The organism is Lysobacter sp. 22409 (assembly GCF_052045105.1).
GTDB lineage: Bacteria > Pseudomonadota > Gammaproteobacteria > Xanthomonadales > Xanthomonadaceae > Lysobacter > Lysobacter antibioticus_B.
The window spans coordinates 55,290-69,209 of sequence record NZ_JBQEOE010000023.1; the positions used below are offsets into that span (position 1 = coordinate 55,290).

The 13,920-nt window shown below is 68.7% G+C and carries 11 protein-coding genes; 1 reads left to right on the forward strand and 10 read right to left on the reverse strand.

Annotated features, from left to right (window positions below):
* Nucleotides 1-77 precede the first annotated feature (77 nt).
* From ACTJJK_RS13215 to ACTJJK_RS13235, 5 genes are all read right to left on the reverse strand, one after another.
* Nucleotides 78-1,055: a DUF1684 domain-containing protein gene (locus ACTJJK_RS13215; RefSeq protein WP_081930917.1), complete on the reverse strand. Its 978-nt coding sequence runs from the start codon at nt 1,053-1,055 to the stop codon at nt 78-80.
* A gap of 43 nt (nt 1,056-1,098) precedes the next feature.
* Nucleotides 1,099-2,982, reverse strand: a complete 1,884-nt coding sequence (gene mutL, locus ACTJJK_RS13220) for a DNA mismatch repair endonuclease MutL (RefSeq protein WP_408953328.1) — start codon at nt 2,980-2,982, stop codon at nt 1,099-1,101.
* Nucleotides 2,983-3,237: 255 nt separating this feature from the next.
* Nucleotides 3,238-4,989 carry an N-acetylmuramoyl-L-alanine amidase gene (locus tag ACTJJK_RS13225; protein ID WP_440730434.1) on the reverse strand — a complete coding sequence of 584 codons (1,752 nt, stop codon included), beginning with the start codon at nt 4,987-4,989 and terminating at the stop codon, nt 3,238-3,240.
* Between the two features lie 87 nt (nt 4,990-5,076).
* Entirely contained in the window at nt 5,077-5,580 is a 504-nt protein-coding gene (gene tsaE, locus ACTJJK_RS13230; protein ID WP_440730435.1) for a tRNA (adenosine(37)-N6)-threonylcarbamoyltransferase complex ATPase subunit type 1 TsaE, read from the reverse strand.
* Nucleotides 5,581-5,645: 65 nt separating this feature from the next.
* Complete coding sequence (locus ACTJJK_RS13235) at nt 5,646-7,145, reverse strand: NAD(P)H-hydrate dehydratase (RefSeq protein ID WP_440730436.1); 1,500 nt, start codon at nt 7,143-7,145, stop codon at nt 5,646-5,648.
* Nucleotides 7,146-7,206: 61 nt separating this feature from the next.
* Between ACTJJK_RS13235 and queG the strand changes: the two genes are divergently transcribed.
* Nucleotides 7,207-8,283, forward strand: a complete 1,077-nt coding sequence (gene queG, locus ACTJJK_RS13240; RefSeq protein WP_031372270.1) for a tRNA epoxyqueuosine(34) reductase QueG — start codon at nt 7,207-7,209, stop codon at nt 8,281-8,283.
* Nucleotides 8,284-9,312: 1,029 nt separating this feature from the next.
* Here queG and pgi read toward each other — a convergent pair.
* The 5 genes from pgi to folK all read right to left on the reverse strand — a co-directional run bounded on the left by pgi (nt 9,313) and on the right by folK (nt 13,860).
* Complete coding sequence (pgi, locus tag ACTJJK_RS13245; protein WP_036149402.1) at nt 9,313-10,824, reverse strand: glucose-6-phosphate isomerase; 1,512 nt, start codon at nt 10,822-10,824, stop codon at nt 9,313-9,315.
* Nucleotides 10,825-10,837: 13 nt separating this feature from the next.
* A complete protein-coding gene (gene panD / locus ACTJJK_RS13250) occupies nt 10,838-11,218 on the reverse strand; it encodes an aspartate 1-decarboxylase (protein ID WP_031373460.1) in 381 nt (126 codons plus the stop codon).
* A gap of 148 nt (nt 11,219-11,366) precedes the next feature.
* Nucleotides 11,367-12,227, reverse strand: coding sequence for a pantoate--beta-alanine ligase (gene panC, locus ACTJJK_RS13255; protein ID WP_440730437.1), 861 nt, complete (start codon nt 12,225-12,227; stop codon nt 11,367-11,369).
* Between the two features lie 121 nt (nt 12,228-12,348).
* On the reverse strand, nt 12,349-13,179 hold the full coding sequence (gene panB, locus ACTJJK_RS13260; RefSeq protein ID WP_036149399.1) for a 3-methyl-2-oxobutanoate hydroxymethyltransferase: 831 nt from the start codon (nt 13,177-13,179) through the stop codon (nt 12,349-12,351).
* 153 nt (nt 13,180-13,332) lie between these two features.
* Complete coding sequence (gene folK, locus ACTJJK_RS13265) at nt 13,333-13,860, reverse strand: 2-amino-4-hydroxy-6-hydroxymethyldihydropteridine diphosphokinase (RefSeq protein ID WP_440730438.1); 528 nt, start codon at nt 13,858-13,860, stop codon at nt 13,333-13,335.
* Between the last annotated feature and the right edge of the window lie 60 nt (nt 13,861-13,920).

Sequence of the window (13,920 nt, forward strand, 5' to 3'; positions counted from 1 at the left end):
CGACGGGCGCGTCGGACTCGGGTAAAGGGGGATGGAGGGGCGCGCGGGTGACTCGCTTGGCGATGAATGCAGTCGGGTCACGAAGCCTGAGCGGTGGCGCTCGCAGCCGGCGCGGTGTCCTCGTGCTTGTAAGTCTTCTCGCCGGCGGCGACTTCCAGGTCGAGACGGTTTTCCGCCGGCGGCAGCGGACAGGTCGCGAACGGGGTGAACGCGCACGGCGGGTTGTAGGCCTTGTTGAAATCGACCGTCACCAGGCCTTGCAGGTTCGGCCGCGCGACGTCGAGGAAACGCCCGGCGCTGTAGCTCTGGTGGCCGCTGGTGCGATCGGCGAACACCAGCAGCAGTTCGTCGCCGCCCTGGTCCAGCGCCTCGATGCGATAGGTCTGGCCGTCGCGCTCGAACTCGATCGCGCCCGGGTTCGGCGTCGCCTCGATGGTGCCGATGATGTTGACGATGTCGATGCTCTTGCCGGCCGGATGGGCGATGAACTTGGCGCTGAGCTTCCACTCCTGCTGCGGCTCCCAGTAGTCGATGCCCTTGAAGCCGGTCAGGGTCGGCGCCTGCGCATGGCGTGCGCGCAACAGGTAGCGGTCGCCGCGCTTGATCACGGTCAGGATGCCCTTGCCCTCGTCGAAACCGATCTTGCTCGGGCCGGCCGGATAGTCGTCGGCGAGCAGATTGACCGCGCCCTTGAGCGGCTGGTCGTTGAGGGTCAGCGACTGGCCCCGTTCGGGGATGAAACGCAGGCGCCCCTTGTTGAGCGACAGCAGGCCGAAATGGGCCGGGCCGACGCCGAGGCGGATGCCGTTGTCGGGGTCGCTGCCGAAATAATGCGAGCCGGTGTCGATCGGATACAGGCCGACCAGGCTGGCCCAACCGTCGGGCTTGAGCAGCTCGTCCTTGCGTTGCTGGCGCCACAGTTGCTGGTCGCGGGCGAAGGTGTCGCTGACCGCGGCGGCGCGCGCGACCTCGCGCTTCTGCGCGGCCTGTCGTTCGGGCGAATCGCAGGCGGCCAGGCCGAGCAACAGCAAGGCCGACAGTGCCGGCGCGGACATCGTGCGCGACAAAGTGCGTGCAAAGGAGCGTGCTGCGGTCATCTCAACGGCCTCGCAGGAACCAGCGGTCGATCTCGGGCAGGCTGAAGCGCGCCCAGGTGGGGCGGCCATGATTGCATTGACCGGAGCGTTCCGTAGCCTCCATCTCGCGCAACAACGCATTCATTTCCGGCAAAGTGAGACGTCGGTTCGCGCGCACCGCGCCATGGCAGGCCATGGTCGAGAGCAATTCGTCGCGGGCCGCGGCGACGCGGCGCGATTCGCCGTGCTCGCGCAGGTCGGCGAGGACGTCGCGCAGCAAGGCCTCGACGTCGCCGTGCGCCAGCAGTGCCGGCACCGCGCGCAAGGTCAGCGACTGCGGGCCGCTGCGGGTGACTTCGAATCCGAGCGCGACCAGCGTCGCCTCCTCGCGCTCGGCGACTTCGGCCTCGCGCTCGGACACCGCCAGGCTCGCCGGCACCAGCAAGGGCTGGGTGCGCAGGCCTTCGCCGTCGTGGGCGGTCTTGAGCTTCTCGTAGCCGATGCGTTCGTGGGCGGCGTGCATGTCGACCACGATCAGTCCTTCCGCGCTTTCGGCCAGCACGTAGATGCCGTGCAACTGCGCGATCGCATAACCGAGCGGCGGCAGGGTCTGGTCGTCGCTGTGCGGCAAGCCCGGCGACTGCACGCCATCGCTCGTTTCGCGCGGCGGCATCGCATAGGCGCTGCCGCTGCCCGCGCCGGCGCCGTAACCGCCACCGGCATAGGAAGAGCCGCCGGCGGAACCGCCACCGCCGTTGCCGTACAGGGCGGCGTAACCGGCACGGGTTTCCTGCACCTGCAGGCCGAGCGGCGCCTGCGGGCGCCAGGCGTACATCGACGAACCGGCGGCACCGGCAGCGGCCGGTTCCGCACCCGCGGGCGCCTGCTGGGCCATGCCGGCGCGGGTCTCGGCCAGGGCATCGTTGAGGGTGCGATAGACGAAATCGTGGATCAGGCGCGCATCGCGGAATCGCACCTCGTGCTTGGCCGGATGCACGTTGACGTCGACGCGGCGCGGATCGAGTTCGAGGAACAGCACGTAGGCCGGCTGGCGGCCATGGAACAGCACGTCGGCATAAGCCTGCTTGACCGCGTGAGCGATGCTGCGATCGCGCACCGCGCGGCCGTTGACGTAGAGGTATTGCTGGTCGGCGCTGGCGCGGTTGTAGGACGGTTGCGCGATCCAGCCGTGCAGGCGCAGGTCGGCGCCGCTGTGTTCGACGCGCAGCGCGTTCTTGGCGAACTCTTCGCCGAGCGCCTCGCTGATGCGGGTGTCCGACAGGCCCATGTCGACCAGGTCGCCCTCGCCCTTCCAGCGCCGGGTCGGCTTGCCGTTGTGCGAGACGCGCAGTTCGACGTCGGGACGGGCCAGCGCGAGTTGGCGCAGCCACTCTTCGATATGGCCGAGCTCGGTGCGTTCGGCCTTGAGGAATTTGCGCCGCGCCGGCACGTTGAAGAACAGGTCGCGGACTTCGACCGTGGTGCCCTGCGGATGCGGCTTGGGCGCGATCTCGCCGACCCGGCCGCCGTCGACTTCGAGCATGGCGCCGCGGTCTTCGCCGATGCGGCGCGAGGACAAGGCGAAACGGCTGACCGAAGCGATCGAGGGCAAGGCTTCGCCGCGGAAACCCAGGGTGGTCACGCCTTCCAGGTCGTCGAGCGAGGCGATCTTGCTGGTGGCGTGGCGCGAGATCGCCAAAGGCAGTTCTTCCGGCGAGATGCCGGCGCCGTCGTCGCGAATCCGGATCAGGCGCACGCCGCCCTCTTCCAGGTCGATGTCGACCCGGCGCGCACCGGCGTCGAGGGCGTTCTCGACCAGTTCCTTGACCACGGAGGCGGGACGTTCGACCACTTCGCCGGCGGCGATCTGGTTGATCAGGGTGTCGGGCAGTTGGCGGATGCTCACAGGCGGCATTCGGTGCGCGCGGCACCGTCGGGGGATGGGGATCGATGATAGCCGTTGGGGTGCGGCTTCCGCGATCCGCAGCTTGCGGTTTGGGCGTGCCGGCGGTTCCGAGACTTATGCGCCCTGCCCTCATCCGCCCTTCGGGCACCTTCTCCCGCAAGCGGGAGAAGGATTCAACAACCGGGCCGCGTGGGTAAAACGAAAACGGCCCCGAGGGGCCGTCGATCGGTCTGATACGAGACGAATGCCGCTGCCTCAGGGGCTGCCGCCGCCTCCGAACCCACCCGGCGAAGGCAGTTGCGCCTCGGCGCGCGCCGCGTACATCGTGCCCGGCGGCGGCTGGCGGGTGAAATAGGTGTTGACGCCGTCCAGCACAGCCCGCGCCAGCGCGCGCTGGTGCGAGGGGTCGGTGAGACGACGCTCTTCTTCCGGATTGGAGATGAAGGCAGTCTCGACCAGCATCGCCGGCATGTCCGAGGTGCGCAGCACCGCGAAGTTGGCCCGCTCGATGTGCGGCTTGTGGTTGTGGCCGACCTGCTTGAGGCCGCTGAGCACGTGCCCGGCCGCGTCTTCGGAGGCCTTCATATGGCCGCTTTGGGTCAGGTCGAGCAAGACCGAGGTCAGGGTGTTGTCGGTCTGCTGCAGGCGCACGCCGCCGACCAGGTCGGAGGCGTTTTCTTTGTCCGCCAGCCAGCGCGCGCGTTGCGAGGACGCGCCCTTGAGCGACAGCACGTACACCGACGAGCCCTTGGCGGCGCGGTTTTCGGCGGCATCGGCGTGGATCGAAATGAACATGTCGGCCTTGGCCTGGCGCGCCAACTGAGCGCGGCGCGGCAAGGGGATGAACACGTCGGTATCGCGGGTCATGTAGGCCTTGAGGCCCGGCGTGGCGTTGATCTGACGCGCGAGTTCGCGGCCGATCGCCAAGGTCACGTCCTTCTCGCGCTTGCCGGACTGGCCGATCGCGCCGGGGTCCTGGCCGCCGTGGCCGGGATCGATCGCGATGACCAGCGGGCGCATGCCGCGGCCGCGCATGACGTCCTTGAGGGTCTTGACCGCGCCGGCCGGCGGCGCGCTTTCGGGTATCGCTGCGGCCGGAGCCGTCGCGGCGCCGGGCATCGGCGTCGGCACGCCGGTCGCGACCCGGGTCGGGACGCCGGTGGCGATGCGGGTCGGAACCCCTGCAGCGACCGTGGTCGGCATCGGTGCCTGCGCGGCCTGCTCGAACACCGCCTGGCGCGCAGCCTGCTGGGCGGCGAGTTGCTGGGAGTTGGCGGCCGGCGGCGACGCTGCGGTGCCGGCCAGCGCCGGAGCCTGGTTATTCGGAAGCTGCGCGGCCGGAGCCTGTGCGTTCGAAGCCTGCAGGCTAGAAGCATGGGCAGCCGGATGCGGCACCGACGCGGTCGGCGCCTGGGCCGTCGTTGCGGCCGCCGGCGCCGCAGCATTGCGGGCGGCGAGTTCGGAAATCAGGCGACTGGTCGCAGCGGCGGATTCGACCGAAGGATCGACCGTCGCAGCCGGCGCGTTCGCGGTCGGCAAAGCGGCGGTCGGCGCAGCGGCGGCCGGTGCAGGCGCTGCGGCGACCGCGGTCTTGGGTTCGATGCCGTCGCCGGGCCATTCCAGGACCAGGCGCGGGCCCGAGCCGCCCTGCTCGATGCGCGGCTTGAGCGCGGCGACCGGCTGGGCGAGATCGAAGACGATGCGGACAGTGCCCGGCTGCGGTACGCCGGTGCGGACGGATTTGACGATGCCGGCGCCGGCCGGAAGCTTGACGCTTTTGCCGACGCTGGAGGCCGGCAGGTCGACGACGAGGCGGTCCGGGCCCTTCAGGCTCAGGACTTTGTAATCGGCGTTCTTGTCGAGGGCGATCTCGGCGCGCGTGCCGGTGGCCCCGGTGCGCAGCTCCAAGCCCTTGATTTCACTGGCGTGCGCAAGATTCCAGGCCAGCGCCGCCAACAGCGCTATGCCGAGCAGGAATTTCTGGACGGTGGCGCCTTTGACTCGCATGGGCGTAAGTCAAGCACTGCGACACAGTAAATGCAAGAACTTTTCCCTTTCAAATCCGGCACCTGGGGCCACTTCCTATGGAATCGTTCAGGAGTCGGCCGCAAACGCATAGGCGGCGGTCGCCGGTCCCAAGGCGCCAAGCCAGGCCTGACCTGCGGCGGAAACCGCGCTGAGTTCGACCCCGCGCCCCGCTCCTTCGACCGCCAACTCGACCCGCAGGTCGGGCGCGGGCAGCCAACCGCGGCCGCGTTCCGGCCACTCGACCAGCCATAGCACCGCTTCGCCGCCGTCCAGGCCAAGGAATTCGAGTTCGCCGGCATCGCCGATCCGGTACAGGTCGAGGTGCCAGGCTTCGCCGCCTTCGGTCAGCGGATAGCGCTCGACCAAGGTGTAGGTCGGGCTGCGGATCGCGCCGGTAACGCCAAGCGCGCGCAACAAGGCGCGCGCCAGGGTCGATTTGCCGGCGCCGAGGTCGCCGTGCAGATGCACATGCAAGCCCTCGCCGTCGTGCGCAGGCCGCGCCCGCGCCAGGGCGGCGCCGAGCGCGTCGGTGGCCTCGGCATCGCCCAGGTGCAGTTTGATCGTGTGCATGCTCATCCCTGCCGATTCTACTGACTGGTCCGCGTTGCGGATCGATCCAAGCGGCCGGGGCCGCTTTACGGATTGGCGCGACGGCGCAGCCATGGCATCAGATCGCTCGGCAGCAGACCGCGTTCGCCGCCGTCGCGCGCGGCATCGTCGCCGGCCAGCGAATGCAGCAGAGCGCCGCAGCTGGCGGCGTCGAATGCATCGAGACCTTGCGCGCGCAACGCGGCGATCACACCGCTGAGCACGTCGCCCATGCCGCCGACCGCCATGCCGGGATTGCCGGCACCGATCACCCGCACGATGCGATCCGGTGCGGCGACCAGGGTGCCGGCGCCCTTGAGCACGACCGTACAGGCGTAACGCTCGACGAGTGCGCGCACCGCAGCGAAACGATCGGCCTGCACCGTGGCGGTGTCGCTGCCGAGCAGACGCGCGGCTTCGCCGGGATGCGGCGTCAGCACCGTATCGGTTGGCAAACGCCGCGGCGCCGCGGCGAGCAGATTCAGCGCATCCGCGTCGAAAAGCAGCGGTTTTCCGCTGCCCAGCGCATATCGGTATAGCTCGCGCCCCCATGTTTCCTGGCCGAGGCCGGGGCCTATCGCGATCACGTTCGCAGCGGCGAAGGTCGCGCCTGGATCGTCGCCTTCGCCGATCGCACGCGGCATCGCCTCCGGCAATCGCGCCAGCATCGGCGCGACATGCGCCTCGCGCGTTATCGCATCGAGCAGGCCAGCGCCACTGCGCAAGGCCGCCTGCGCGCACAGCAATAACGCACCGCCGTGACCGTGATCGCCGCCGATGCACAACACTCGGCCGTTGCGACCTTTGTGACTGTCGCGCAGACGCGGCGACAACCAGCGCCACACGTCGCCGGCGCGCAGCCAGTGCGCGCTCGCCGGTATCCCGTAGAGTTCGCGCGGCAAACCGAGGTCGGCGAGTGCGAGCGCACCGACGCGATCGAGCGCGGCGCCGCTGCGCAGCCCGCATTTGCCGGCGATGAATTCAAGCGTGCGCTGCGCGGTCACCGCCGATGGGTAGGCATAGCCGCGATCGGCATCGACGCCGCTCGGCACGTCGAGTGCGAGCACCGGCGCTGGATGGGCGTTGATCGCGTCGATCAGAGCGGATGCGTCGGCATCGGGCGCACGCGACAGGCCGATGCCGAACAGCGCGTCGACGATGAGCTCGGTCTCCGGCAAGGCGCCTTCGAACTCGACCACACGACCGCCGGCCTGCGCGTAGCCGGCCGCGGCTCGCTCGGCGAGCGCTCCGCGGGGCGCGTGCCCGGGCAGGCGCAGCACCAGCACTTTGCGCCCGGCCTGCTGCGCATGCATCGCCAATACATAACCGTCGCCACCGTTGTTGCCCGGGCCGCAGACCACCAGCAGGCGCATCGCCTGCGGCCAATGGCCCAAAAGCTCGCGCCAGGCGGCTTCGCCGGCCCGCGCCATCAGCGCATGGGCGTCGCCGAGCTCGGCGGCGGCCGCGGCTTCGATCGCACGCAGCGCGGCGCCGTCGAACAGAGGCGTCGGCGGCGTCGGCGATGAAGTTTCAGCGGTCGGCGACATGCGGCGATTCTATACTTGCCGCATCGTGAGCCAGCCCGACGCCCGCCCCACTTCGCCTTCCGTGTCCGCCGATGCGCCCGGAACCGCGCCCGACTACGCGGCGCTGGCCTTGCGCATCCGCGAGATCGCCCGCGAATTCGGCTTCCAGCGCTGCGGCATCTCCGGGATCGAACTGGCGCAGGACGAGGCCTACCTGCTCGACTGGCTCGACCAGGGCCTGCATGGCTCGATGGACTGGATGGCCCGCCACGGCGGTTTGCGCGCGCGTCCCGGCGAATTGCTGCCGGGCACCCTGCGGGTGATCTCGGTCGGCCTCGACTACGGCCGTCGCGACGACGAAGACGCCTGGGTCACGCTCGCCGACGGCGAACGCGCCTATGTCGCGCGCTACGCCCTCGGCCGCGATTACCACAAGCTCATGCGCCAGCGCCTGCAGCGCCTGGCCGACCGCCTGGCCGAACTGGTCGGCCCGTTCGGCCATCGCGTGTTCGTCGACTCCGCGCCCGTGCTCGAACGCGCGTTGGCGCGCAACGCCGGGCTCGGCTGGATCGGCAAACACACCTGTTTGATCGACAAGGACGGCGGCTCCTGGTTCTTCCTCGGCGAGATCTACGTCGACTTGCCCTTGCCGATCGACCGCCCGGCCAGCGCCCATTGCGGCACCTGCACGCGCTGCATCGACATCTGCCCGACCCAGGCCATCGTCGCCCCGCACCGCCTCGACGCGCGACGTTGCATTTCCTATCTGACGATCGAGCACGAAGGCCCGATACCGGTCGAACTGCGCGCGCCGATCGGCAACCGCATCTTCGGCTGCGACGACTGCCAGCTCGTCTGCCCCTGGAACAAATTCGCCAAGCGCAACGACGAACCCGATTTCCGTGCCCGCAACGACCTCGACCGCGCCAGCCTGGCGCAATTGTTCGCCTGGGACGAAGACGAATTCCTGCGCCGCACCGAAGGCTCGGCGATCCGCCGCAGCGGCCATGAACGCTGGTTGCGCAACATCGCCGTCGCCCTGGGCAACGCCCCGGGCACGAACGAAGTGATCGCCGCCTTGCGTTCGCGGCGCGAGCATCCCAGCGAGATCGTGCGCGAGCATGTCGAGTGGGCGCTGGCGCGGCACGGGGCGGCGTAGCTCGCGGTATAACGTTCGGTGGCGCGGCGCCATGGCCGGCGCCCCAAAGGGTAGGAGCGGCGCGAGCCGCGACCGTGAACCGGCAACTACTGCGCCGCCTTCCTATCGCACCCAAGACTTCGCGCCGACGTCGCCATTGACTATCGTGTCGCGGCTTGCGCCGCTCCTACCCAAGAGCAGCGACGGCCGTTGCCGTTGCCGTTGCCGTTGCCGTTGCCGTTGCCGTTGCCGTTGCCGTTGCCGTTGCCGTTGCCAAGATTTTGATCTGCTTTGCCGCTTTGCCGGTCAAGTGGAGACCCGTAGGGCGCCGCACAGGACGTGCGGCGTTTTCCGATAAGACAGGGACGTCTTATCGGAAAATCCCGGCGCGAGCATCGCACTCGTGGCTTGTGCCCTTGCAAGGAGAGCCCTTTTCTTTGGTTACCTTTCTTTTGGGCTTAGCAAAAGAAAGTAACCCGGCCGCGTGAGCGGACGGAAGCTCTGCACTTGCTTATGACTTTCATACAAGCAAGATCAAACGATAAAAGCTTCCGCCACTAAAGCGGCGGGTTACTTTCTTTTGTCTAAAGCAACAAAAGAAAGTAACCAAAGAAAAATGCTTTAGTTTTGAATCACAAGCCCGCACGAGCGATGCCGACGCCGGGATTTTTCATACGGGACATCCCTGTCCCGATGAAAAACGGCCTGCATCCATGCAGGCCGCCCTCCGGGTCTTCGATTGCCTTCGCGAGCGCGCATCGGCGCACGGCAACAACAAAGAGCAAGAGCGGCAACGGAGCGACAGCGGAGCGGCATTTGATCGACGTCGGCCACGAAAGATCCGCACCGACCGCAGTTCGCGGTCGCGGCTCGCGCCGCTCCTACTCCGGCGAAAGCGCGCCGCTTCGATGAATGACGTCAGCTTTGTTGTCTCTGCGCGTCCCTTGGTCGCGGCTTGCGCCGCTCCTACCCTGAGAGCCGAAGCCACCCTTCAGAAACGAAGAACGGCGCCGTAGCGCCGTTCTTGTTGATCGCGAATCCGCCGCAGCCTCAGCCGCGCAAGCGCCGGATCAGCTCGCGCGTGACCGGGTCGTCGGCCTCGGCTTCGCCGGCCAAGGCCGGCAGCAGACGGCTGGCGACTTGCTTGCCGAGTTCGACGCCGAATTGGTCGAAGGCGTTGATGCCCCAGAACACCGACTGCAGATAGACGCTGTGTTCGTACATCGCCAACAAGGCGCCGAGCGAATGCGGGGTCAAGGCGTCGAGCAGGATCGTGGTGCTCGGGCGTCCGCCGGCGTAGACGCGGTGCGGATCGTCGCTGCCCTGGCCGTTGGCGAAGGCTTCGGTCTGGGCCAGCAAGTTGGCCTGCAGTGCGCGATGGTTCTGCGCATACGGCGCGTCGGTGCGGACCACGCCGATGAAGTCGGCCGGCACGATCGAGGTGCCCTGGTGCAGGGCCTGGAAGAAGCTGTGCTGGGTGTCGGTGCCGACGCCGCCCCACCACACCGCAACGGTGTCGCCGGCGACGGCCGAACCGTCCAGGCGCACCGACTTGCCCAGGCTTTCCATCACCAACTGCTGCAGATAATTCGACAGCAACTTGAGGCGGTCGTCATAGGCGAGCACGGCCTGGGTCGCGTAACCGAGGCCGTTGCGGTTCCAGATCGCGGTCAGCGCATGCCAGGCGGCGAGATTGTTCTGCAGCGGCGTGCGCAGCACGTGCGCGTCCATCTCGGCGGCGCCGTCGAGGAACTGTTCGAACGCGTCCATGCCGATGGCCAGTGCGATCGGCAGGCCGACCGCCGACCACAGCGAATACCGGCCGCCGACCCAGTCCCACATCGGCAGGATACGCTCGGAGGGGATGTTGAAGGCCTCCGCCGCACGCTCGAGGTTGGCGCTGATCGCGTACAGGCGCGAGTCGTCGCCGAGCCAGTCGCGCAGGATGCCGCCGTTGAGCAGGGTCTCCTGGGTGCCGAAGGTCTTGGAGATCAACAGCGCGGCGGTGCGCTTGGGATCGAGGCCGGCAAGCACGCGCTGGGCGGCGTGGCCGTCGACGTTGGATAGGAAGTGCACGCGGAAGCGGCCCGGGGTGGCGCCGGTCAACGCATCCACGGCCAGGCGTGGGCCGAGATCGGAACCGCCGATGCCGACGCTGACGATGTCGGTGACCTCGCTAGCGGCGAGCGCATCGACTACGGCGCGCATGCGCTTGCGCGCTTCCAACGCCTGGGCGTGGGCAGCGCGCGCGGTGTCGGTGGCCGACAAGTCGCTGCGCAAGGCGCTGTGCAGCGCCGGACGGCCTTCGGTGACGTTGACGATCTCGCCGTCGAACAGGGCGCGCAGGCGGCCGACGCTGTCGGCGGCCTCGGCGGCGCGGAACAACCACTCCAGCGCGGCGCGGTCGTAACGCTGGCGGGCGAAGCTGGCGTAGACCGGCCCGACCTTGACGGTGAAGTCCGTTGCGCGGGCCGGATCGGCGGCGATCAACGCCGGCAGCGGGGTTTGGGTGACGCGCCCGACTTCGGCGCGCAGCTCAGTCAGTCGGGCGTCATCGCTCATCTGTCTTCGGTTCTCAGGCGGCCTGCGCCGGCATCGAGGTGTTGGTGTGGGTGAGTTGGTTGTTGCGGTCCACATAGACCAGGGTCGGCTTGTACTTCGCCGCCTCGGCCTCGTCGCAGATACCGTAAGCGCAAATGATGACCAGATCGCCGGGCTGGGCCTTGTGGGCCGCCGCGCCGTTGACCGAGATCACGCCGCTGCCCTCTTCGCCGCGAATGGCGTAAGTCGAGAAGCGGTGGCCGCTGTTGATGTTGTAGATGTGGACCTGTTCGTACTCACGGATGCCCGAGATATCGAGCAGGCGGCCATCGATGGCGCAGGAGCCTTCGTAATGAAGCTCGGCGTGGGTCACGGTGGCGCGGTGGATCTTGGCCTTGAGCAGGTTCAGTTGCATGTCGGTTACTCCGTCCGCAGACGCGCGGGCGCGAAAGGCCAGAAGTCTAGCAGCGCATGGCGCGCTGCAACATGGGTCGGGGGCGCGGCCGGCGGAACGGAGTATTCCCGTTCAGTGGCGCGGCTTTCGTGGGGCGCCCGGCGCCTGTTCAGGTCTCGAATTCGAGGTTGTCGATGAGCCGGGTGCGGCCCAGTCGGGCCGCGATCAACGCCACCCGTGCCCCGCTCTCGCCGGCCCCGCCCTCGCCTTCTTCGGGCAAGCCCAGGTCCGGGCGCCGGACCACGGCGTAGTCGACCACGAAGCCGGCCGCACCCAGGCGTTCGAGCGCGCCGGCCTCGACCGCTACACGCGACTGCCCGGCCTGGCTGGCCTCGCGCATCCATTGCAGACAGGCGTGGATGGCCACTGCCTGAGGGCGTTCGCTTTCGGACAGGTATTGGTTGCGCGAACTCAAGGCCAGGCCGTCGGCCTCGCGGCGGGTGTCGGCGCCGACGATCTCGATCGGGAACGCGAGGTCGCGGACCATGTAGCGGATCACCGCGAGCTGTTGGTAGTCCTTGCGGCCGAACACGGCGACGTCCGGGCGGACCTGGTTGAACAAACGCGCGACCACGGTGGCGACGCCGTCGAAATGGCCGGGACGGTGCGCGCCTTCGAGGGTCTCGGTGACCTGCGGCACCCGCACCTGCACGGTGCGCTCGGCGCCGAAGGGATACATGGTCTCGACCGAAGGCAACCACAGCAGATCGCAACCGGACGTGCGCAGGCCTTCGGCATCGGCCTCGGGCGTGCGCGGGTAACGGCCGTAGTCTTCGTTCGGGCCGAACTGGGTCGGGTTGACGAACACGCTCGCCACCACGCGGTCGGCGCGCTCGCGCGCCAGGCGGATCAGCGAATGGTGGCCGGCGTGCAGGTTGCCCATGGTCGGCACGAAGGCGATGCGTTGCCCGGCCAGGCGCCACGTTTCCAGGGTCGAGCGCAGCGCGCCCAGTTGATCGACAGTCAGCATGCGGTACTCGGTAGGACGGCGCGGACCGGGTCCGCGATGAAGGCAAGATCGGGGTGCGCGGCGGCAATTTCCAGAGCGCCGCGCGGATGCGGGCGATCGCCGGACGGCCCCGCCGCAAGGATCAGTCGTAAGAGTGCGCCGCGTCCGGGAAGGCGCCGCTGCGCACGGCGTCGGCGAAGGCCTGGAAGGCGCCGGCGACCGAGCCGCCCTCGGCGAGGAAATCCTTGACGAACTTGGGCCGGCGATGGCCCGAGTTGACCCCGAGCAGATCGTGCAGCACCAACACCTGGCCGTCGCAGTGCGGGCCGGCACCGATGCCGATGGTCGGGATGGCGAGGTCGGCGGTGATCGCCGCGGCCAACCCGGTCGGCACGCATTCGAGCACCAGCAGGGTCGCCCCGGCCTCGGCCACCGCGCGCGCGTCGGCGCGCAGCCTGGTCGCGGTGGCGTCGTCGCGGCCCTGCAGCTTGTAACCGCCCAGGCGCAGCACCGATTGCGGGGTCAGGCCGAGATGGGCGCAGACCGGGATCTCGCGCTCGACCAGGAAACGGATGACTTCGAGCTTATGGCCCGCGCCTTCCAACTTGACCATCGCCGCGCCGGCCTGCAGCAACCGCGTCGCCGCTTCGAGCGCGCGTTCGGGCGTAGCGTCGGACTGGAACGGAAGGTCGCTGATCAGCAGGGCTTTGGACAAACCGCGCGCGACGCAGGCGGTGTGATAGGCCATATCGGCGGTGGTGACCGGCAAGGTGCTGTTCTGGCCTTGCACGACCATGCCGAGCGAGTCGCCGACCAACACCAGCTCGACGCCGACCGCGTCCATGGTGCGGGCGAAACTGGCGTCGTAGGCGGTCAGCATGACCAGCTTGCGGCCGTCGCGCTTGGCGTCGGCGAGCATGGGCACGGTCCAGGCCTTGGCGGCCGGTTTGTCGGTGGGGGCCGATGTGTACATGGTGTGGGTTCGTCCGGGCGGTGGCGCGCGGACGCCGCTGGGGAGAGCGCAATAACTTAACAGGTTGCGCCGGGGCGCGACCGGCCATGCGTCCAACGCGATCGGCCCGCCACGGCGCGGCAAGCCGGCCGCCTCATGCGCGCAGCGCGGCGGTCAATTATCGACCGCGTCGAGCCGGCGAATCGCGCCGGCATCGATGCACTGCAAGGCCTCGCGCGCCGGTCCGCGCAGCGGAATGACGGCGTCGGGCGCGATTTCGAGCAAAGGCACCAAGGCGAATGCGCGTTCGTGCAGATGAGGGTGCGGCACGTGCAGGCCGGGCTCGTCGATCACCGAGTCGCCGTAAAGCAGCAAGTCGAGGTCGAGCGTGCGCGGGCCCCAGCGGTCGCTGCCGTCGGCGCGGCGCGCGCGTCCGGCCTCGCGTTCGATCGCGAACATCGCCGCTAGCAGCTGCTGCGCGCTCAAGCCGGTTTCGAGCATCGCCACGGCGTTGACGAAATCGGGTTGTTCGGTGACGCCCCAGGCCGGCGTGCGGTAGAGGCTAGACAGACGCAACAACCGCGTCTGCGGGGCAATGCCGAGAGCGCGCGAGGCGGCACGCAAAACCTCGGCGCTGTCGCCGAGATTGCTGCCGAGGCCGACGAAAGCGACCGTCGACGGGGCGGATGCGGTCCAGGTCATGCTCAGGCCATCGCAGATTCAAGGTCACCGGAAGCCGGTCGCGGCCGGGATCTTCTCGTC

Excerpts from the sequence above, each read along its gene's own strand:
- ACTJJK_RS13215 (WP_081930917.1), bottom strand. The coding sequence starts at position 1,055 with ATGTCCGCGCCGGCACTGTCGGCCTTGCTGTTGCTCGGCCTGGCCGCC.
- ACTJJK_RS13225 (WP_440730434.1), bottom strand. The coding sequence starts at position 4,989 with ATGCGAGTCAAAGGCGCCACCGTCCAGAAATTCCTGCTCGGCATAGCG.
- tsaE (WP_440730435.1), bottom strand. The coding sequence starts at position 5,580 with ATGCACACGATCAAACTGCACCTGGGCGATGCCGAGGCCACCGACGCG.
- ACTJJK_RS13235 (WP_440730436.1), bottom strand. The coding sequence starts at position 7,145 with ATGTCGCCGACCGCTGAAACTTCATCGCCGACGCCGCCGACGCCTCTG.
- pgi (WP_036149402.1), bottom strand. The coding sequence starts at position 10,824 with ATGAGCGATGACGCCCGACTGACTGAGCTGCGCGCCGAAGTCGGGCGC.
- panD (WP_031373460.1), bottom strand. The coding sequence starts at position 11,218 with ATGCAACTGAACCTGCTCAAGGCCAAGATCCACCGCGCCACCGTGACC.
- panC (WP_440730437.1), bottom strand. The coding sequence starts at position 12,227 with ATGCTGACTGTCGATCAACTGGGCGCGCTGCGCTCGACCCTGGAAACG.
- panB (WP_036149399.1), bottom strand. The coding sequence starts at position 13,179 with ATGTACACATCGGCCCCCACCGACAAACCGGCCGCCAAGGCCTGGACC.
- folK (WP_440730438.1), bottom strand. The coding sequence starts at position 13,860 with ATGACCTGGACCGCATCCGCCCCGTCGACGGTCGCTTTCGTCGGCCTC.